Raw genomic sequence first — 18,701 nt, 5'->3', positions numbered from 1 at the left:
CTCCCGAACCCGAAAAGGCTAGAGAGGCGAGAGCGTATTGACCAGTGCGTAGTTGTGTGCGCACCGTACGAAAAAATTGCACGCTCTGACGCTGCGGGCGCAGGAATGCCGCTGATCACCCAAGGTGCGAACGCTCTGGAAATGGTCGCCCGCTACGGCTCGGTCCGCAAGGCCGCCGAACGGATGAACGCCACGCCGTCGGCGGTCAACCGCCAGATCCTCAACCTCGAGCAGGAATATGGGCAGCCGCTGTTCGAGCGCCTGCCGCGCGGCATGCGCCCGACCGAAGCCGGCCGCGTGCTGATCGGCCAGGTGCGCAAATGGCAGCAGGACATCGTCGGCGCCAGCGAGGAGCTGGAAAGCCTCCGCCCCTCGCAGCGCTCGCGCATCCGTGTCGGCATCATGGAGTGCCTGGCGGCGGGATTCCTGCCGTCCGTGTTCCGCGCCCTGCGGAAACGCCATCCCGCCGTGATCCTGCACGCCGTCGTCGGCGGCACCGACACCATCCTGGAGAAGATCAGGTCGGGCGACATCGATCTCGCCGTGGCCTTCAACACGCCGCATGACAGCGAGGTCCACATCGTGCGGACAGCCAACCTGCCTCTCGGACTGGTGGTCCCGCCCTGGCACGCCCTGGCCGCCAGGAGCTGCATCACGATCGACGACATCGCCGACGAAGACGTCATCATCACCGACGAGAGCCTGACGATCGGGCCCCTGTCCGAGATGATCATCGAACGTCAGCGGGCTCCGGTGCAGCGCGTCGCCGTCACCAACTCGATCGCCTTCCTCAAGGCGATGGTGCAGGCCGGCGGCGGCCTGTGCATGCTGACCATGATCGACATCGCCGAGGAGCTGAAGACCGGCAAGCTCTGCTTCGTGCCGATGTCCGGCCCACGCATGTCCACGCCCCTGTCGCTCCTGGCCAGGGACGTGAGCGCGCTGACCGAGATCGGTAACGCGGCCGCCGAGATCATCGCGGCCGCGCTGGAGGCGCTGGAGCGCCAGGCGGCCGCGTGACGGCCGCCGCTACAGCACGCGCTGCTCGTTGATGTAGAACAGCTTGTTGCTGGGCTGGGACTTGGTGTCGACGTCGAAGATCGCCACCGTGGTGTCGTAGCCCTGGGCGTCGGTGATCGTCCACTGCTTCAGCGAGGAGTCGGCCGCCGAGAACATCAGCGAGATGCGGGCCGAGCCGCCGATCGAGGATTTCTCCTCCAGCGTCACCGTCACCGACTCCTTGTCGTTGTAGAGGCCGATCAGCGCCGTGTCCTGGATCAGGTCGATGCTGTCGGCCAGCAGGAAGCGCAGCGGCGTCTGGCCGATGAAGTAGAGGTCCTGCTTGTTCTCCTTGCGGTTGCGCACCGCCACGGAACGGCCGTCGGCAATCAGCTCGAGCGGGTTGGGCGCGGCGTACTGGAAACGCAGCTTGCCGGGCTTCGACACCCAGAACTGGCCCTGGCTGCGGGTGCCGTCGGGCGCGAGCTGGGTAAAGGTGCCGCTCATGACGCGCACCGAGTTGAGGTAGGCGTTGATCTTGCGGATGGCGGCGGCCTGCTGCGGCGTCATCGCCCGCGGGTTGAACGGGCCGAGGGCGACGACGGGCGGGGCACCGATTGCCGGCGGCGGCTTGACGGCCGGCGCCTTGCCGGCGACCTGCTCTGTCGCCGCCGTGGGGGACATGGGCGGCACCGGCGCTCCTGGAGCCTCGGTCTGGGCAAAGGCGAGGCCGGCGACGGCCGGGCCGGCGGCAATGGCGAGACCGACGATGAAGGCAAGGCTCCTGACAGATCGCATCGAACACTCCGAGAACGGGATCAACCCACGCCTTACGCGCCGTTGATGGCCATTTCGCGGCCTCGAATCCCGCCGCGTCCCGTCAGATATGGATCGCGCGCCCCTCCACGGCAAGCGCCGCCTCCTTCACCGCCTCCGACAGCGTGGGATGGGCATGGCAGGTGCGGGCGAGATCCTCGGACGAGCCGCCGAACTCCATCAGCACGGCCGCCTCGGCGATCTGCTCGCCGGCACCGGCGCCGATGATATGGACGCCGAGCACCCTGTCGGTCGTCGCATCCGCCAGGACCTTGACGAAGCCTTCGGTGGTGCGGTTGGCCCGCGCCCGGCCATTGGCCATGAACGGGAACTTGCCGACCTTGTAGGCGATGCCCGCCGCCTTGAGATCCTCCTCGGTCCTGCCGACGGCGGCGACCTCGGGGAAGGTGTAGACCACGCTGGGAATGACGTCGTAGTTCACATGGCCGTGCTGGCCGGCCAGGATCTCGGCGCAGGCCATGCCCTCGTCCTCGGCCTTGTGGGCCAGCATCGGGCCGCGCACCACGTCGCCGATGGCGTAGATGCCCGGCACGTTGGTGCGGAACTGCTCGTCGATGACGACGCGGCCCCTCTCCATCGCCACGCCGGCAGCCTCCAGGCCCAGGCCCTGCGTGTAGGGCCGGCGGCCGGTGGCGACGAGCACGATGTCGGCTTCGATGGTCTCGGCCGCGCCGCCGGCGACGGGCTCCACGGTCACGGTGGCGCCGGACGCCCCGGTGGCGGCACCGGTGACCTTGGTGGCCAGCTTGAAGGCGAAGCCCTGCTTCTGCAGGATGCGCTGGAACTGCTTGGCCACCTCTCCGTCGATGCCGGGCAGGATACGGTCGAGGAACTCGACCACGGTGACCTTGGCGCCGAGCCGGCGCCAGACCGAGCCGAGCTCCAGCCCGATCACGCCGGCGCCGATGACGAGGAGGCTCTTGGGCACCTCGGCCAACTCCAGCGCCCCGGTGGAGGAGACGATGGTCTTCTCATCGATGACGACCCCGGGCAGCTCGGCCACGTCCGAGCCGGTGGCGATGACGATGGCCCTGGTCTCGACGGCCTGCCTGCCGCCGTCCTCGGCGGCGACCTCGACCTTGCCCGCGCCGAGGATCGTGCCGGTGCCGTGGTAGACGGTGATCTTGTTCTTCTTCAGCAGGAAGGCGACGCCGTTGACGTTGGCGTCGACGGTGTCCTGCCTGTGCTGCATCATCCGCGGCAGGTTGAGCACCGGCGCCGGTAGATCGATGCCGAAGGCCTTGAGGCCATGGCCGGCCTCGTCGAACAGTTCGGAGGCCTGCAGCAGCGCCTTGGAAGGGATGCAGCCGATGTTGAGGCAGGTCCCGCCATGGGTCTTGCGCTTTTCGACGACGGCGACGTTGAGGCCGAGCTGGGCTGCGCGAATGGCGCAGACATAGCCGCCGGGGCCGGTTCCGATGACGACGAGATCGTGAGGCATCCGTCTTGTTCCAATCCTGCGGTCGGGGTTGCGCGGCGCCGTCGCCGGAGCCGCGCTGGCAAATCATGGGATGGGCGGCGTCGCCCTCAGGCCGCAGTCGGGCCGGGCAGCGGCGCGTTGAAGGCCCAGACATGGCCGAAGGGGTCGCGGATGCGGCCGTAGCGTGCTCCCCAGAACACGTCGCCGGCGGGCATGACCAGCCCCGCCCCGGCCGCGACCGCCCGGTCGATGGCGGCGTCCACCTCGGCCGGCGTCGACAGGTTGACGTTGATGGCGATGCTGGCGCCGTGCAGCGTCGTCGGCGACATCACGTCGCCGCCGAACTCGGGAAACTCGTCGTGCAGCAGGATCCCGCTGCCGAACAGCGCGAGGCTGGCATGCATCACCCGCCGGCCGTCGTCGGCCAGTTGCCTCGACAGGACCGTGGCCGCGAAAGCCGTCTCGTAGAATGCGATCGCGGCCTGGCCGTCCCTGACGCACAGGTGCGGCTGCAGGGGCGGCGGGGCAGGTCCGTTGGCCATGACGATATCCTTCTCTCCGGCCGCGCCGCGAAGACGGGCTGCGGCGGCCCAGGGCGCTTTGCGATTTGACGCACTCGCGTCAAGTCGCAAAGACGCGTCGAAACAAGGAGCTGGAGCAAAGCGCGTTTCCACCAAAACGCGCTTTGCTCTAGAGATCGAGCACGAGGCGCGCCGGATCCTCCAGCGTCTCCTTGACCCGCACCAGGAAGGTCACGGCCTCCTTGCCGTCGATGATGCGGTGGTCGTAGGACAGCGCCAGATACATCATCGGCCGCGGCACGATCTGGCCGCCGATCACCATCGGCCGCTCCTGGATCTTGTGCATGCCGAGAATGGCCGACTGCGGCGCGTTGAGGATCGGCGTCGACATCAGCGAGCCGTAGACACCGCCGTTGGAGATGGTGAAGGTGCCGCCCTGCATCTCCTCGATCTTGAGCTGGCCGTCGCGGGCGCGCTTGCCGAAATCGGCGATGGTCTTCTCGATGCCGGCGAGGCCGAGCTTGTCGGCATCGCGGATGATCGGCACGACCAGGCCCTTGTCGGTGCCGACGGCGACGCCGACGTGATAGTAGTTCTTGTAGACGATGTCCTGGCCGTCGATCTCGGCATTGACCGCCGGCATCTCCTTCAGCGCCTGGGTGCAGGCGCGCACGAAGAAGGACATGAAGCCGAGCTTGACGCCGTGCTTCTTCTCGAACAGGTCCTTGTACTGGTTGCGCAGGGCCATCACCTCCGTCATGTCGACCTCGTTGAAGGTCGTCAGCATGGCGGCGGTGGCCTGCGCCTCCTTGAGGCGGCGGGCGATGGTCTGGCGCAGCTTGGTCATGCGCACCCGCTCCTCGCGGACGGCATCCTCGGCCGGCGCGGCCGGACGCGGCGCGGCCGGCCTGGCGACCGGCGCCTCGGCGGGCGCAGGAGCCGGAGCGGCAGGTGCAGGCGCAGGCGCCGCCAGCACGTCGCCCTTCAGCACCTGGCCGCGCTTGCCGCTGCCCTCGACGGCAGCGGGCTCGATGCCCCGGTCGGCGGCGATCTTGGCGGCGGCGGGAGACGGCGGCATGGCGGTGGCGGCCGGGGCAGCCGCAGGAGCCGGAGCCGCCGTGGCGGGTTCGGGCGCAGGGGCGGCGGCAGCCGCGCTGCCGGCCTCGATGGTGCCGAGCACCGCGCCGGGCGTGACGGTCTCGCCGGTCTTGGCCAGGACGGCACCGAGCACGCCGGCGGCCGGTGCGTTGACCTCCAGCGTCACCTTGTCGGTCTCCAGCTCAAGGACGGGCTCGTCCGCCCGCACCGCCTCGCCGGGCTTCTTGAACCACTTGCCGATGGTGGCTTCCGTCACCGACTCGCCGAGGGTAGGAACCTTGATTTCCGTTGCCATTGCAATGCGCCCTCGACGGGGCGTCCTCTCATCTTCGGTCAGGGATTGGGCCGGCCCACAACGGCGCTCAGCATCGGATAGATGTCGTAGGAGAAGCCGGCGGCCGCCTTGATCGCCGGGTCCTCGTCGGCGAGAGCGCGCATCGCCTCGGCGCTCTCGGCCCGGAACACGCCGAGCCCCCAGGGCCCGGCAGGATCGGCGACCGGCCCGGCAATTACCAGGACGCCGGCCGCGGCCAGGACGCGCAGCTTCTCCGCATGCTGCTCCATCATGGCCTTCTCCGTCTCCGACATGTCGAAGGCGAAGCTCGGGCGCGGTGGATTGAGCCGGCAGAAGAAGTAAGGCATTGCGCGCGCTCCTAGGCGGTCAGCGCCTCGTCGAGGAAGGCCTGCAGCTGGGCCAGGTGCTTCGACATCAGGCCCGTGGCGGTCGCGGCCGAAGCCGGCCGCCCGGCATAGGTGGCGCGCTTCACCTTGTTGCCGGTCTGGGCGAGCACCCACTCCAGGTAGGGCTCGACGAAGAACCAGGCCCCCATGTTCTTGGGCTCCTCCTGGCACCAGACCACGTCGGCCTTGCGGAAGCGCGACAGCTCGGCCACCAGAGCCTTGAGCGGGAAGGGATAGAGCTGCTCGACGCGCAGCAGGTAGATGTCGTCGATGCCGCGCTTCTCCCTCTCCTCCAGGAGGTCGTAGTAGACCTTGCCGGTGCACAGCACGACGCGGCGGATCTTCTCGTCCGCCACCAGCTTGCCCGGGGCCCGGCCCGTCTGGGCGTCGTCCCACAGCACGCGGTGGAAGGAGGTGTCCGGCCCCATGTCGTCCAGCCGCGAGACGCAGCGCTTGTGGCGCAGCAGCGACTTGGGCGTCATCAGCACCAGCGGCTTGCGGATGTCGCGCTTGAGCTGGCGGCGCAGGATGTGGAAGTAGTTCGACGGCGTCGAGCAGTTCGCCACCTGCATGTTGTCTTCCGCGCACATCTGCAGGAAGCGCTCGAGGCGCGCCGAGGAGTGCTCCGGCCCCTGGCCCTCATAGCCGTGCGGCAGCAGGCAGACCAGGCCCGACAGACGCAGCCACTTGCGCTCGCCCGAGGAAATGAACTGGTCGAACACCACCTGTGCGCCGTTGGCGAAGTCGCCGAACTGCGCCTCCCACAGCACCAGCGCCTTGGGCTCGGCCAGGGAGTAGCCGTATTCGAACCCGAGCACCGCCTCTTCCGACAGCATCGAGTTGATGATCTCGTAGGCCCCCTGGCCCGGGCGGATGTTCTTGAGCGGGGTGTAGCGGCGCTCGGTCTCCTGGTCGATCAGCACGGAGTGGCGCTGCGAGAAGGTGCCGCGCTCGACGTCCTGGCCGGACAGGCGGACGCGATGGCCCTCGTCGCAGAGCGAGCCGAAGGCCAGCGACTCGGCCGTGGCCCAGTCGATGCCCTCGCCGGTCTCGATCGCCTTGCGGCGCGTGTCGAGGAAGCGCTGGATGGTCCGGTGGGCGTTGAAATCGGCCGGGACGGTGGTCAGCGCCACGCCGATCTCGCGCAGCTTTCGAAGCTCGAGGCCGGTGGCGCCGCGGCGCGGGTCGTCGGCGCTGTCGGCGGCGACCGCCTTAAGCCCGGCCCACTGGCCGTCGAGCCAGTCGGCCTTGTTGGGCTTGTAGCCCTGGCCGGCCTCGTACTCCGCCTCCAGGCGCGCGCGCCAGTCGGCCTTCATCTTGTCGACTTCGCCCGGGGTGAGGATGCCGCCCTCGACCAGGCGCTTGGAGTAGAGCTCCACCACGCTGGGATGGGCGCGGATATTGCGGTACATCAGCGGCTGGGTGAAGGCCGGCTCGTCGCCCTCGTTGTGGCCGAAGCGGCGATAGCAGAAGATGTCGACCACAACCGGCTTGTGGAAGGTCTGGCGGAACTCGGTCGCCACCTTGGCCGCGAACACCACCGCTTCCGGATCGTCGCCGTTCACGTGGAAGATCGGCGCCTCGATCATCTTCGCCACGTCGGAGGGATAGGGCGAGGAGCGCGAATAGCGCGGATAGGTGGTGAAGCCGATCTGGTTGTTGATGATGACGTGCATCGAGCCGCCGGTGCGGTGGCCCTTGAGCCCGGACAGGCCGAGGCTCTCGGCCACCACGCCCTGGCCGGCGAAGGCGGCGTCGCCGTGCAGCAGGAGCGGCATCACCGAGGTGCGATCCTTGGCGTCCTTGTGCTGGTCCTGCTTGGCGCGGACCTTGCCCAGCACCACGGGGTCGACGATCTCCAGGTGCGAGGGGTTGGCGGTCAGCGACAGGTGCACCTTGTTGCCGTCGAACTCGCGGTCCGACGAGGCGCCGAGATGGTACTTGACGTCGCCGGAGCCCTCGACGTCGTCGGGCGCGTAGGAGCCGCCCTTGAACTCGTGGAACAGGGCCCGGTGCGGCTTGCCCATCACCTGGGTCAGGACGTTGAGACGGCCGCGATGGGCCATGCCCAGCACGATCTCCTTCACGCCGAGATTGCCGCCGCGCTTGATGATCTGCTCCAGCGCCGGGATCAGCGATTCGCCGCCGTCGAGGCCGAAGCGCTTGGTGCCGGTGTACTTGACGTCGAGGAATTTCTCGAAGCCCTCGGCCTCGATCAGCTTGGACAGGATCGCCCGCTTGCCCTCGCGGGTGAAGGTGATCTCCTTGTCCGCGCCCTCGATGCGCTGCTGGATCCAGCTCTTCTGCTCGGGATCGGAGATGTGCATGAACTCGATGCCGAGCGTCGAGCAATAGGTCCGCTTGAGGATCGCGACGATCTCGCGGATGGTGGCGAACTCCAGCCCGAGCACCCGGTCGATGAAGATCTTGCGGTCCCAGTCGGCGTCCGAGAAGCCGTAGGTCGCCGGGTGCAGCTCCTCGTGATCCCGCTGCGGCTCCAGGCCGAGCGGGTCGAGATTGGCGTGGAGATGGCCGCGCATGCGGTAGGAGCGGATCAGCATGATGGCGCGCACGCTGTCGCGCGCCGCGCTCTGCAGGTCCGCGGCCGAGATGGCGGCGGGCGCCTGCTTCTCGGCCCTGGCCTTGATCTTCTCGCCGAGGCTCTTCTCGATCGCCGCCCAGTTGCCGTCGAGCGCCGAGACGATCTCGCCATTGGCCGCGATCGGCCAGCCCGGCTTCTTCCAGCTGGCGCCGCGGGCGTTCTTCTCCACATCCGCCTTGTCGTCGGCGAGGCCGGAGAAGTAGCGCGCCCACTCGCCGTCCACGGAGGAGGGATTGTTCTCGTAGCGGGCATAGAGATCTTCGAGATAGGCGGCGTCGCCGCCATAGGCGAAGGCTTGTTCGTTCAAATCGTCCTGGCGATCCATGGTCCCGATCCCTCTATGTGATCCGGCGCTGCGTCAGCCCTTGAGCACGTCGACGAGAGTCTTGCCCAGACGTGCCGGTGACGGCGACACCCGGATGCCCGCCGCTTCCATGGCAGCGACCTTCGAGCCGGCATCGCCCTTGCCGCCGGAGATGATGGCGCCGGCATGGCCCATGCGCCGGCCGGGCGGGGCGGTGCGGCCGGCGATGAAGCCGACCATCGGCTTGGACCGCCCGCGCTTGGCCTCGTCGCGGATGAACTGGGCCGCGTCCTCCTCGGCCGAGCCGCCGATCTCGCCGATCATCACGATCGAATGCGTGTCGGGGTCGGCGAGGAACAGCTCCAGCACATCGATGAACTCGGTGCCCTTGACCGGATCGCCGCCGATGCCCACGGCCGTGGTCTGGCCGAGGCCCTCCGTCGTGGTCTGGAACACCGCCTCATAGGTCAGCGTGCCCGAGCGCGAGACGATGCCGACCGAGCCCTTGCGGAAGATGTTGCCGGGCATGATGCCGATCTTGCACTCGTCCGCCGTCATAACGCCGGGGCAGTTGGGCCCGATCAGCCGCGACTTCGAGCCGGAGAGGGCCCGCTTGACCTTGACCATGTCGGCCACCGGGATGCCCTCGGTGATGCAGACGATCAGCGGCACTTCCGCGTCGATCGCCTCGCAGATGGCATCGGCCGCGCCCGGCGGCGGCACGTAGATCACCGAGGCGTCGGCCCCGGTCGCCGCACGCGCCTCGGCGACGGTGTCGAACACCGGCAGGCCCAGATGCACCGCGCCGCCCTTGCCGGGCGAGGTGCCCCCGACCATGCGCGTGCCGTACTTGATCGCCTGCTCGGAATGGAAGGTGCCGTTCTTGCCGGTGAAGCCCTGGCAGATGACGCGGGTGGACTTGTCGATCAGGATGGACATCTCTTAGCCCCGCACTGCCTTGACGATCTTCTGGGCCGCGTCGTCGAGATCGTCGGCCGAAATCACGTTCAGTCCGGATTCCCGGATGATCTTCTTGCCGAGCTCGACATTGGTGCCTTCCAGACGCACCACCAGCGGCACGGAGAGGCCGACCTCGGTCACGGCCGCGATCACGCCTTCCGCGATCACGTCGCAGCGCATGATGCCGCCGAAGATGTTGACCAGGATGCCTTTGACGTTCGGGTCGGCCGTGATGATCTTGAAAGCCGCCGTCACCTTTTCCTTGGTGGCGCCGCCGCCCACGTCGAGGAAGTTGGCCGGCTCCTCGCCATAGAGCTTGATGATGTCCATGGTCGCCATGGCCAGGCCCGCGCCGTTGACCATGCAGCCGATGGAGCCCTCGAGGGCGACGTAGGAAAGATCGTAGCGCGAGGCCTCGATCTCCTTGGGGTCCTCCTCGGTCTCGTCGCGCAGGGCGACGATGTCGGGGTGGCGATAGAGCGCGTTGGAATCGAAGCCGATCTTGGCGTCGAGGCACTTGAGCTCGCCGCCGGTCGAGACGATCAGCGGGTTGACCTCCAGCATCGCCATGTCCTTGGCGACGAAGGCCGTGTAGAGCTTGGCGGTCAGCGCCACCGCCTGCTTGGCGAGATCGCCGGAGAGGCCGAGCGCCTTGGCCACGGCCAGGCCGTGATGCGGCATGACGCCGGTGGCCGGGTCGATGGAGAAGGTGACGATCTTCTCGGGCGTGTCGTGGGCGACCTTCTCGATGTCCATGCCGCCTTCCGTGGAGACCACGAAGGCGACACGGCTGGTCTCGCGGTCGACCAGGATGGAGAGGTAGAACTCCTTCTCGATGTCGGAGCCGTCCTCGATGTAGAGGCGGTTGACCTGCTTGCCGGCCGGGCCGGTCTGCACCGTCACCAGCGTGTTGCCGAGCATCTCCCGGGCATGAGCGCGCACCTCGTCCAGCGACTTGGCCAGGCGCACGCCGCCCTTGGCGTCCGCGGGAAGCTCCTTGAACTTGCCCTTGCCGCGGCCGCCGGCGTGGATCTGGGACTTGACCACGTAGAGCGGTCCGCCCAGCGCCTCGGCGGCCTTGACCGCCTCATCGACGGTGAAGGCTGGCACGCCGCGCGAGACGGGCGCACCGAAATCCTTCAGCACCGCCTTGGCCTGGTATTCATGGATGTTCATGGGAAGATCCCGCGTTGCTGGGAAATGTCAGGCGAGGCTCGGCGCGATGGCCTTGCAGGCCTCGACCAGGCTCTTGACCGCGTTGACCGACTTCTCGAAGCCGGCCCGCTCGTCCTTGTCGAGCGCGATCTCGACGATGCGCTCCACGCCTTTCTCGCCGATCACCACGGGAACGCCGACATAAAGGTCGCGCACGCCGTACTCGCCGCTGAGATGGGCGGCGCAGGGCAGCACCCGCTTCTTGTCCTTGAGATAGCTCTCGGCCATGGCGATGGCGGAGGCGGCCGGGGCATAGAAGGCCGAGCCCGTCTTGAGCAGGTTGACGATCTCGGCGCCGCCGTCACGGGTGCGCTGCACGATCTCGGCCAGGCGCTCCTCGGTGGTCCAGCCCATCTTGATCAGGTCGGGCAGCGGAATGCCGGCCACGGTGGAGTAGCGCACCGACGGCACCATGGTGTCGCCGTGGCCACCGAGCACGAAGGCGGTGACGTCCTCGACCGAGACGTTGAACTCGGCGGCGAGGAAGTGGCGGAACCGCGAGGAATCGAGCACGCCCGCCATGCCGACCACCTTCTGCTTGGGCAGGCCGCAGGCCTTCTGCAGGGCCCAGACCATGGCGTCGAGCGGGTTGGTGATGCAGATGACGAAGGCGTTCGGGGCATACTTGGCAATGCCGGCGCCGACCTGCTCCATCACCTTGAGGTTGATCGTCAGGAGGTCGTCGCGGCTCATGCCGGGCTTGCGCGGCACGCCGGCGGTGACGATCACCACGTCGGCGCCTTCGATGGCCGCATAGCTCTGGGCGCCGGAGAGGGCGACGTCGAAGCCGTCGACGGGCGAGGCCTCGGCGATGTCGAGCGCCTTGCCCTGCGGCACGCCCTCCATCACGTCGAACAGGACGATGTCGCCCAGTTCCTTCAGGCCGGCGAGGAGAGCCAGGGTGCCGCCGATCTGGCCGGCCCCGATGAGTGCGATCTTGCTGCGCGCCATGAGCAGTTTTCCTAAGGAGGGACTAAGAGGAAGAAACCGATCTTCCGTTCCGATAGACCCTTTGTTTCGCCGGTTCAAGGCTCGGGCATTTCGGGCGGATTCCAGGCCTGCCAGTGATGGCTCCGACCTGAAGGCCGCTCACAAAAATCCCGACATGTCATATAGTTGTGCAAAGAACCCCTGTAAGCCCCCATCAAGAATCCTGATCGGAATACGCTGTTACAGATTACATATTTTGTAACACGTAACGCGTTCTCGCTGCCAGGTGCGCCCCTGTCGGACGGTTCGTGGCGGCTGGGCGCGATGCCCCCGCCGAGCCGTCAGGCCATGCAGTCATGCCCAGCTTCGCCGAGTCCGGGGGGCAGGTCGACGCGTCCCGGCAGTTGCCTGGGGCTGGTCTGCGGCATGGCGAAGGCGCTCTTGCTGACGTCGGCGATCTTCATGGCTGTCTCCGGACGCGGATGCGGGCAGCATAGGCCGCCAATCGCGGCCGGGTTGTGACACGCTCCATTCTTGCCGCCGCTGCCTGCGCCCTTTAGAAGCGCGGCAGAAACCGGAGACTTGTCCATGCGTCCTTCCCGCCGTGCGCCGGACGAATTGCGCCCCATTTCCATCGAGCGGGCCGTCGCGCGTTATGCCGAGGGCTCCTGCCTGATCAAGTTCGGCGAGACCCATGTGCTCGTCACCGCCTCGCTGGAAGACAAGCCGCCGCCGTGGCTGCGCGGCACCGGCAAGGGCTGGGTCACGGCCGAATACGCCATGCTGCCGCGCGCCACCCATGATCGCACCCGGCGCGAATCCACCTCCGGCAAGCCGTCGGGCCGCACCCAGGAGATCCAGCGCCTGGTCGGCCGGTCGCTGCGCGCGGTGGTCGACCTCGTCCGCCTCGGCGAGAAGCAGATCATCGTCGACTGCGACGTGCTGCAGGCCGACGGCGGCACGCGCACCGCCTCGATCACCGGCGCCTGGGTGGCGCTGCACGACTGCTTCCAGTGGATGGTCGGCCGCAACATGCTGCCCGTCAGCCCGCTGAAGGACCATGTCGCCGCCGTGTCCTGCGGCATCTCGCGCGGGCAGCCGGTGCTCGACCTCGACTATGCCGAGGACTCCGAGGCGCAGACAGACGCCAACTTCGTCATCACCGGTTCCGGCGGCCTGGTGGAGGTGCAGGGCACCGCCGAGGGCGCGCCCTTCAGCGAGAGCCAGCTGATCGACATGCTGGCACTGGCCAAGAGCGGTGTCGCCAGGCTGGTCGAGCTGCAGAAGCAGGCGGTGGCCGGATGAGCCGCCCCCTGACCGGAAAGGTCGTGCTGGCGACCCACAATGCCGGCAAGCTCGCCGAGTTCCGGGCGATGATGGCGCCCAAGGGCGTGGACGTCACCTCGGCCGGCGAGCTCGGCCTGCCCGTGCCGGAGGAGACCGGCACCACCTTCTCCGAGAATGCCCGCCTCAAGGCTCTCGCCGCCGTGACGGCCACCGGCCTGCCGGCGATCGCCGACGACTCGGGCCTGTGCGTCGAGGCGCTCGGCGGCGCGCCCGGCGTCTACACCGCGGATTGGGCCGGCGAGACCCGCGACTGGATGCTGGCCATGCGCCGGGTCCAGGCCGAGCTGACCGAGGCCGGGGCGAGCGCTCCGGCCCGGCGCCGCGGCACCTTCGTGTCGCTGATCGCCGTGGCCTGGCCCGACGGCCATGTCGAGGAGTTCGAGGGCCGCGCCGACGGCACGCTGGTCTGGCCGCCGCGCGGCACGCACGGCCACGGCTACGACCCGATGTTCCAGCCGGACGGCAGCGACAGGACCTTCGCGGAAATGACCGAGGCCGAGAAGAACACCCGCTCGCACCGCTCGCGCTCGTTCGCCAAGCTGGCGGCGGCGTGCCTGGGGGAACCGGCCTGAGGCGCCCTACTCCGCCGCAAGCGCCAGCGGCCAGGGCTCCAGCCAGAGGTCGAGGAAGTCGTCGAGCCACAGCTTGACTGCATGGTCGTGCTGGAAGCGGCCGGCGATCTGGGTGGCGCGGTCCTGGGCGCCGGGGCCGCAGAGCTTCTCCTCGCTGCCGATGGTCCAGCGGCAGAGCATGAGATGCGTGACCTCGGGATGGAACTGCAGGCCATAGGCGTTGCGGCCGCAGCGGAAGGCCTGGTTGGCGAAGGTCTCGCCGGTGGCGAGCAACTGGGTGCCCGGCACATGCTCGAAGCCCTCGTTGTGCCAATGATAGACATGGCCGGGCCAGGTCATCAGCGCCTCGCCGGCCGCCGTCGGGCGGATCGGCCAGTAGCCGATCTCGACATGGCCGTCGCGGTGGCGCGACACCGGGGCGCCGAGATGGCGCGCCATCATCTGGGCGCCGAGGCAGATGCCGAGAAAGGGCTTTTCCTCACGCAGGGGCACGTCGATCCAGTCGATCTCGCGCCGGATCCAGGCCTCGTCATCGTTGCAGCTCATCGGGCCGCCGAAGATGACGGCGCCGGCATGGTCGGCCATGGTCTCCGGCAAGGGATCGCCGAAGCGCGGCCGGCGGATGTCCAGCTCGTAGCCCCTCTCCCGCAGCAGGCGCCCGACCCGGCCGGGGGTGGAATGCTCTTGGTGCAGGACGACCAGGATCTTCGATGTGGTCACGACGGGCTCGCGAAACACTTTCCTAACCATGATGGTACGAGAATCTTGGTGAAACGTTAACAGATCGGCCGTGCATCGGGGCAAGGACGCCCTGGCTTTCCCGCAATCGGGCCGAGCTGTGTCGCCCGGGATACAGATGCGAGGATCGCGGGGGACGGGAACGGGTGCGGTGCGAAAACGCACAAAGCCGCAACGGCTTGGCGAACCTTTTCGGCCCGTCGGCGTTTGCAGTGCACGATGACCACGAAACCGATCCTGATCGTCGAGGACGATCCTTTGATTGCCCTGGACCTCGAGACCATCGCCGGCGAGGCCGGCGTCGCCTGCGTGTGCTGCGGCACCCTGCGTGAAGCGGTCCGGGCCGCGGACGGGATCGACTATGGGCTGGCGCTGCTCGACGTCGAGCTCCCCGACGGCGTCACGTTTTCCCTGGCCCGCAACCTGCGCGAGCGCGGCGTGCCTGTGCTGTTCATCTCGGCCAGCCGCCGGGCCGACCTGCCGCCCGAGTTCTCGGCGGCGCCGTTCCTGCCCAAGCCCTATCGGCCGGCGGAACTGAAGGCGGCGATCGTGCGGGCGTGACGGCGCCCCGGTCGCTTGCCTTCCCCTCCCCTTTCCCTTAAACGGCGCTGCGATGCGGTCGGGCCTCCCGGCCGCCTTTTCTTGCGTGGATCGCCACGCCCCATCGGAGCCACGTCGCCGCATGTCCGGCAGTTCCCGCCCCCGTCTGGTGATGAAATTCGGCGGCACCTCGGTCGCCACCGTCGAACGCATCAAGAACGTGGCGAAACATGTCAAACGCGAGATCGATGCCGGCTACGACGTCGCCGTCGTGGTCTCGGCCATGTCCGGCAAGACCAACGAGCTCGTCGCCTGGTGCAACGAGGCCGCGGCGCTGAACGACCTGCACGAATATGACACCGTCGTCGCCTCGGGCGAGCAGGTGACCTCCGGCCTCCTGGCCATCGTCCTCAACGGCATCGGCCTCAAGGCCCGGTCCTGGCAGGGCTGGCAGGTGCCGATCGAGACCAGCGAGGCGCACGGCTCGGCCCGCATCACCGCCGTTCCCTCGAAGAACCTCGACGACGGCTTCGCCCGCGGCGAGGTCGCGGTGGTTTCCGGCTTCCAGGGCATCGAGCCGAAGAACGGGCGGATCGCCACGCTCGGGCGCGGCGGCTCCGACACCTCCGCCGTGGCCATCGCCAGCGCCATCGGGGCGGAGCGCTGCGACATCTACACCGATGTCGACGGGGTCTACACCACCGATCCGCGCATCGTGCCGAAGGCGCGGCGGATGGACCGCATCGCCTTCGAGGAAATGCTGGAAATGGCCTCGCTCGGCGCCAAGGTGCTGCAGGTGCGCTCGGTCGAGCTCGCCATGGTACACAAGGTCAAGACCTATGTGCGGTCGTCCTTCGACGATCCGGCCAATCCCAACCCCGGAACCCTCATCTGCGACGAGGAAGACATCGTGGAACAGCAGGTCGTCACCGGCATCGCCTATTCGAAGGACGAAGCGCAGATCACCCTGCGCCACGTGCCGGACAAGCCGGGCGTCGCCGCCGCCATCTTCGTGCCGCTGGCCGAAGCCAACATCAATGTCGACATGATCGTCCAGAACATCTCCGAGGACGGCAAGTCGACCGACATGACCTTCACCGTGCCTCAGGCCGAGTTCCAGCGCGCCCGGGACGTGATCAACAAGGCCCGGGCGGTGGTGGGCTGCGAGATCGTCGAGGCGGCCACGGACGTGGCCAAGGTCTCGGTGATCGGCATCGGCATGCGCAGCCATGCCGGCGTCGCCGCCAGCTGCTTCCAGGCCCTGGCCTCGCGCTCGATCAACATCCGCGCCATCACCACGTCGGAGATCAAGATCTCCGTGCTGATCGATGCCGCCTACACCGAGCTTGCCGTCAGGACGCTGCATTCGCTATACGGCCTCGACAAGGCCTGATTTGCCGGCCAGAGCGAGGCAGGACCGAGGACCGGACGGCGCCGGCGCATCCGGCCTTTGAGTGAACGCTTGACGGGACAGGACGACCCCGCCCATGGTTCGGGGTCGAAACCGCCTGACAAGCATTTGAAACCTTGCAGGATTTTCGGGCACCGTGCGGCGGCCGGAACTCCCGGGGAAACCGGCCTCGCTGCGCAAGCCGGACAGGAGGGCCACGCATGCCTGGCGCGATCGCCGGACCGCGCCTGCTTCTGAAACGGCTCCGCGAGGTGATGGCGGAGCCCGTCTCCGCGCAGGAACGCCTCGACAAGACAGTGGTGCTGATCGCCGCCAACATGGTGGCGGAGGTCTGCTCGGCCTATGTGCTGCGCTCCGACGGCACGCTCGAGCTCTACGCCACCGAAGGCCTCAATCCCGACGCCGTCCACCTCACCACCATGCGCAAGGGCGAGGGCCTGGTCGGCCTGGTGGCCAAGGAGGCCGAGCCGGTCGCCACCTCCGACGCCCAGCATCACCCGGCCTTCTCCTACAAGCCGGAAACCGGCGAAGAGCTCTACCACGCCTTCCTCGGCGTGCCGATCCTGCGCGCCGGCGAGACGCTGGGCGTGCTGGTGGTGCAGAACCGGGCGCATCGCGTCTACAGCGAGGAAGAGATCGAGGCGCTGCTGACCGTCTCGATGGTGCTGGCCGAGATGATCGCCTCGGGCGAGCTGCAGGCCCTCGCCCGTCCCGGCGCCGACATCGCAGGCCGCCGGCCGCTGCACCTCGCCGGGGTCTCCCTGGCCGAAGGCGTCGGCCTCGGCCACGTCGTGCTGCACGAGCCGCGCGTGGTGGTGAAAACCCTGATCGCCGAGGACACGGCCCGCGAGGCCGATCGCCTCGACCGCGCCATCACCGGCCTGCGCGATTCCATCGACAGCATGCTCGACCGCGGCGACGTCGCCCGCGCCACCGAGACGCGCGAGATCCTCGAAGCCTACCGCATGTTCGCCCATGACCGCGGCTGGCTCGCCAAGATGCGCGAGGTGATCGCCACCGGCGTCACCGCCGAGGCGGCCGTGCAGCGCATCCAGTCCGACACCCGCGCCAAGATGCAGCGCGTCGCCGATCCGATCCTGCGCGAGCGGCTCTACGATCTCGACGATCTCGCCAACCGCCTGCTGCGCCAGCTCACCGGCGACGGCCATCACGCCTCGGGCGAGCGCATGCCCAAGGACGCCATCCTGGTGGCCCGTTCGATGGGGCCGGCCGCCCTGCTCGACTATGATCGCGAGCGCCTGCGCGGCCTGATCCTGGAGGAAGGCGGCCCGACCAGCCATGTCGCCATCGTCGCCCGGGCGCTCGGCATCGCCGCCGTCGGCGAAGTGCCGGAGATCACCAGCCTGGTCGAGGAGGGCGACGCCATCATCGTCGACGGGTCCTCCGGCGCGGTACAGGTGCGCCCGGCCCCCGATGTCGAGGCGGCCTATGCGGAGAAGGTGCGCTTCCGCGCCCGCCGCCAGGAGCAGTACCAGGCGCTGCGCGACCTGCCGAGCCGCACCCGCGACGGGCGCGACATCGGCCTCTTCCTCAACGCCGGCCTGCTCGTCGACCTGCCGCATGTCAAGGAGAGCGGCGCCCACGGCATCGGCCTGTTCCGCACCGAGCTGCAGTTCATGATCGCCTCGCAGTTCCCGCGCACCAGCGAGCAGCAGGCGCTCTACCAGGCGGTGCTGCAGGCGGCCGGCGACCGGCCGGTGACCTTCCGCACCCTCGACATCGGCGGCGACAAGGTGCTGCCCTACATGCACAAGATCGAGGAGGAGAACCCGGCGCTCGGCTGGCGGGCCATCCGCCTCGGCCTCGACCGGCCCGGCCTGATGCGCTCGCAGCTCAGAGCGCTGCTGCAGGCGGCGGCCGGCCGCGAGCTGCGCGTGATGTTCCCGATGATCGCCGCCGCGCACGAGTTCGACGAGGCGCGGGCCATGATGGAGCGCGAGATCGCCTTCCTGCGCCGCCACGGCAAGGCGTTGCCGGACCTCGTCAAGCTCGGCGCCATGGTCGAGGTGCCCTCGATGCTCTGGCAGCTCGACGAGATCCTGGCCCGGGTCGACTTCCTGTCGGTCGGCTCGAACGACCTGTTCCAGTTCCTGTTCGCGGTGGACCGGGGCAATGCCCGCGTCGCCGGACGCTTCGACACGCTGTCGACGCCGATCATGCGGGCGCTGAAGTTCATCGCCGACCGGGCCGCGGCCGCCGGCGTGCCGGTGACGCTGTGCGGCGAGCTCGCCTCCAGGCCCCTCGAGGCCCTGGCGCTGATCGGCGCCGGTTTCCGCCTCCTGTCGATGACGCCGGCGGCTATCGGACCGGTCAAGGCGGCGTTGATGGAGGCCGATGCGGCCGAGCTCGAGGCGGTGGTCGACCACCACCTCGCCGCCCATTCCGACAAGCCGCTGCGCGCCGCGCTGCGGGACTTCGCCGAGCGACGCGGCGTGCCGTTGTAGCGGGCCTTCCCGCCCTGCCCGCGCCGGTCCCGGCGCCCTCCTTCCGGCCGCCACCCAACCC

17 protein-coding genes are annotated in these 18,701 nt (G+C 68.5%); 6 read left to right on the top strand and 11 right to left on the bottom strand.

All coding sequences use genetic code 11. From position 1 onward, the window contains the following. Nucleotides 1-105 precede the first annotated feature (105 nt). Complete coding sequence (locus tag AC27L4_RS18100) at nucleotides 106-1,020, top strand: LysR family transcriptional regulator (RefSeq protein WP_487143642.1); 915 nt, start codon at nucleotides 106-108, stop codon at nucleotides 1,018-1,020. Nucleotides 1,021-1,029: 9 nt separating this feature from the next. Here the strand turns inward: AC27L4_RS18100 and AC27L4_RS18095 are convergent, their stop codons facing one another. The 10 genes from AC27L4_RS18095 to AC27L4_RS18050 form a co-directional block, all read right to left on the bottom strand. Then, nucleotides 1,030-1,797 (bottom strand): outer-membrane lipoprotein carrier protein LolA, encoded by a 768-nt coding sequence (locus AC27L4_RS18095; protein ID WP_487143641.1) that lies wholly within the window; start codon nucleotides 1,795-1,797, stop codon nucleotides 1,030-1,032. Nucleotides 1,798-1,879: 82 nt separating this feature from the next. Then, complete coding sequence (gene lpdA / locus AC27L4_RS18090) at nucleotides 1,880-3,277, bottom strand: dihydrolipoyl dehydrogenase (protein ID WP_487143640.1); 1,398 nt, start codon at nucleotides 3,275-3,277, stop codon at nucleotides 1,880-1,882. An 86-nt stretch (nucleotides 3,278-3,363) separates the two neighbouring features. Further along, the gene (locus AC27L4_RS18085) at nucleotides 3,364-3,798 is read right to left on the bottom strand and encodes a VOC family protein (RefSeq protein WP_487143639.1); all 435 of its coding nucleotides are present in this window, start codon (nucleotides 3,796-3,798) and stop codon (nucleotides 3,364-3,366) included. 148 nt (nucleotides 3,799-3,946) lie between these two features. Beyond that, the gene (gene odhB / locus AC27L4_RS18080; protein ID WP_487143638.1) at nucleotides 3,947-5,170 is read right to left on the bottom strand and encodes a 2-oxoglutarate dehydrogenase complex dihydrolipoyllysine-residue succinyltransferase; all 1,224 of its coding nucleotides are present in this window, start codon (nucleotides 5,168-5,170) and stop codon (nucleotides 3,947-3,949) included. A gap of 38 nt (nucleotides 5,171-5,208) precedes the next feature. Further along, on the bottom strand, nucleotides 5,209-5,517 hold the full coding sequence (locus tag AC27L4_RS18075; RefSeq protein WP_487143636.1) for a YciI family protein: 309 nt from the start codon (nucleotides 5,515-5,517) through the stop codon (nucleotides 5,209-5,211). An 11-nt stretch (nucleotides 5,518-5,528) separates the two neighbouring features. Then, nucleotides 5,529-8,483 (bottom strand): 2-oxoglutarate dehydrogenase E1 component, encoded by a 2,955-nt coding sequence (locus tag AC27L4_RS18070; protein WP_487143634.1) that lies wholly within the window; start codon nucleotides 8,481-8,483, stop codon nucleotides 5,529-5,531. Nucleotides 8,484-8,516: 33 nt separating this feature from the next. Beyond that, the gene (gene sucD / locus AC27L4_RS18065) at nucleotides 8,517-9,401 is read right to left on the bottom strand and encodes a succinate--CoA ligase subunit alpha (protein WP_487143633.1); all 885 of its coding nucleotides are present in this window, start codon (nucleotides 9,399-9,401) and stop codon (nucleotides 8,517-8,519) included. Nucleotides 9,402-9,404: 3 nt separating this feature from the next. After that, the gene (gene sucC / locus AC27L4_RS18060) at nucleotides 9,405-10,598 is read right to left on the bottom strand and encodes an ADP-forming succinate--CoA ligase subunit beta (protein WP_487143632.1); all 1,194 of its coding nucleotides are present in this window, start codon (nucleotides 10,596-10,598) and stop codon (nucleotides 9,405-9,407) included. A gap of 27 nt (nucleotides 10,599-10,625) precedes the next feature. Continuing rightward, entirely contained in the window at nucleotides 10,626-11,588 is a 963-nt protein-coding gene (gene mdh, locus AC27L4_RS18055) for a malate dehydrogenase (RefSeq protein ID WP_487143631.1), read from the bottom strand. A gap of 320 nt (nucleotides 11,589-11,908) precedes the next feature. Further along, the gene (locus AC27L4_RS18050) at nucleotides 11,909-12,031 is read right to left on the bottom strand and encodes a hypothetical protein (RefSeq protein WP_487143630.1); all 123 of its coding nucleotides are present in this window, start codon (nucleotides 12,029-12,031) and stop codon (nucleotides 11,909-11,911) included. A 124-nt stretch (nucleotides 12,032-12,155) separates the two neighbouring features. Between AC27L4_RS18050 and rph the strand changes: the two genes are divergently transcribed. Both rph and rdgB read left to right on the top strand, forming a co-directional pair. Next, complete coding sequence (gene rph, locus AC27L4_RS18045; protein WP_487143628.1) at nucleotides 12,156-12,872, top strand: ribonuclease PH; 717 nt, start codon at nucleotides 12,156-12,158, stop codon at nucleotides 12,870-12,872. After that, nucleotides 12,869-13,486, top strand: a complete 618-nt coding sequence (gene rdgB, locus AC27L4_RS18040; RefSeq protein ID WP_487143627.1) for an RdgB/HAM1 family non-canonical purine NTP pyrophosphatase — start codon at nucleotides 12,869-12,871, stop codon at nucleotides 13,484-13,486. The genes rph and rdgB overlap by 4 nt, the downstream gene beginning before the upstream one ends. A gap of 6 nt (nucleotides 13,487-13,492) precedes the next feature. Here rdgB and AC27L4_RS18035 read toward each other — a convergent pair whose 3' ends face one another. Further along, the gene (locus AC27L4_RS18035) at nucleotides 13,493-14,236 is read right to left on the bottom strand and encodes a glutamine amidotransferase (protein ID WP_487143625.1); all 744 of its coding nucleotides are present in this window, start codon (nucleotides 14,234-14,236) and stop codon (nucleotides 13,493-13,495) included. Nucleotides 14,237-14,443: 207 nt separating this feature from the next. On the opposite strand from AC27L4_RS18035, the gene AC27L4_RS18030 reads away from it, so the two are divergent. The 3 genes from AC27L4_RS18030 (at nucleotide 14,444) to ptsP (ending at nucleotide 18,640) form a co-directional block, all read left to right on the top strand. Next, entirely contained in the window at nucleotides 14,444-14,785 is a 342-nt protein-coding gene (locus AC27L4_RS18030) for a response regulator (protein ID WP_487143624.1), read from the top strand. Between the two features lie 121 nt (nucleotides 14,786-14,906). Next, nucleotides 14,907-16,157 carry an aspartate kinase gene (locus tag AC27L4_RS18025; protein WP_487143623.1) on the top strand — a complete coding sequence of 417 codons (1,251 nt, stop codon included), beginning with the start codon at nucleotides 14,907-14,909 and terminating at the stop codon, nucleotides 16,155-16,157. A gap of 218 nt (nucleotides 16,158-16,375) precedes the next feature. After that, the gene (gene ptsP / locus AC27L4_RS18020) at nucleotides 16,376-18,640 is read left to right on the top strand and encodes a phosphoenolpyruvate--protein phosphotransferase (protein ID WP_487143621.1); all 2,265 of its coding nucleotides are present in this window, start codon (nucleotides 16,376-16,378) and stop codon (nucleotides 18,638-18,640) included. Nucleotides 18,641-18,701: the final 61 nt, after the last annotated feature.

The organism is Labrys sp. Lb11 (assembly GCF_057554225.1).
Note: the sequence above shows the minus strand (reverse complement) of the source record. Positions and strands in the feature narration are given on the sequence as shown.

Bases quoted from the DNA above. Each gene is read 5' to 3' on its own strand.
- AC27L4_RS18100 (WP_487143642.1), top strand. From the start codon at position 106: ATGCCGCTGATCACCCAAGGTGCGAACGCTCTGGAAATGGTCGCCCGC.
- AC27L4_RS18095 (WP_487143641.1), bottom strand. From the start codon at position 1,797: ATGCGATCTGTCAGGAGCCTTGCCTTCATCGTCGGTCTCGCCATTGCC.
- lpdA (WP_487143640.1), bottom strand. From the start codon at position 3,277: ATGCCTCACGATCTCGTCGTCATCGGAACCGGCCCCGGCGGCTATGTC.
- AC27L4_RS18085 (WP_487143639.1), bottom strand. From the start codon at position 3,798: ATGGCCAACGGACCTGCCCCGCCGCCCCTGCAGCCGCACCTGTGCGTC.
- odhB (WP_487143638.1), bottom strand. From the start codon at position 5,170: ATGGCAACGGAAATCAAGGTTCCTACCCTCGGCGAGTCGGTGACGGAA.
- AC27L4_RS18075 (WP_487143636.1), bottom strand. From the start codon at position 5,517: ATGCCTTACTTCTTCTGCCGGCTCAATCCACCGCGCCCGAGCTTCGCC.
- AC27L4_RS18070 (WP_487143634.1), bottom strand. From the start codon at position 8,483: ATGGATCGCCAGGACGATTTGAACGAACAAGCCTTCGCCTATGGCGGC.
- sucD (WP_487143633.1), bottom strand. From the start codon at position 9,401: ATGTCCATCCTGATCGACAAGTCCACCCGCGTCATCTGCCAGGGCTTC.
- sucC (WP_487143632.1), bottom strand. From the start codon at position 10,598: ATGAACATCCATGAATACCAGGCCAAGGCGGTGCTGAAGGATTTCGGT.
- mdh (WP_487143631.1), bottom strand. From the start codon at position 11,588: ATGGCGCGCAGCAAGATCGCACTCATCGGGGCCGGCCAGATCGGCGGC.
- AC27L4_RS18050 (WP_487143630.1), bottom strand. From the start codon at position 12,031: ATGAAGATCGCCGACGTCAGCAAGAGCGCCTTCGCCATGCCGCAGACC.
- rph (WP_487143628.1), top strand. From the start codon at position 12,156: ATGCGTCCTTCCCGCCGTGCGCCGGACGAATTGCGCCCCATTTCCATC.
- rdgB (WP_487143627.1), top strand. From the start codon at position 12,869: ATGAGCCGCCCCCTGACCGGAAAGGTCGTGCTGGCGACCCACAATGCC.
- AC27L4_RS18035 (WP_487143625.1), bottom strand. From the start codon at position 14,236: ATGGTTAGGAAAGTGTTTCGCGAGCCCGTCGTGACCACATCGAAGATC.
- AC27L4_RS18030 (WP_487143624.1), top strand. From the start codon at position 14,444: ATGACCACGAAACCGATCCTGATCGTCGAGGACGATCCTTTGATTGCC.
- AC27L4_RS18025 (WP_487143623.1), top strand. From the start codon at position 14,907: ATGTCCGGCAGTTCCCGCCCCCGTCTGGTGATGAAATTCGGCGGCACC.
- ptsP (WP_487143621.1), top strand. From the start codon at position 16,376: ATGCCTGGCGCGATCGCCGGACCGCGCCTGCTTCTGAAACGGCTCCGC.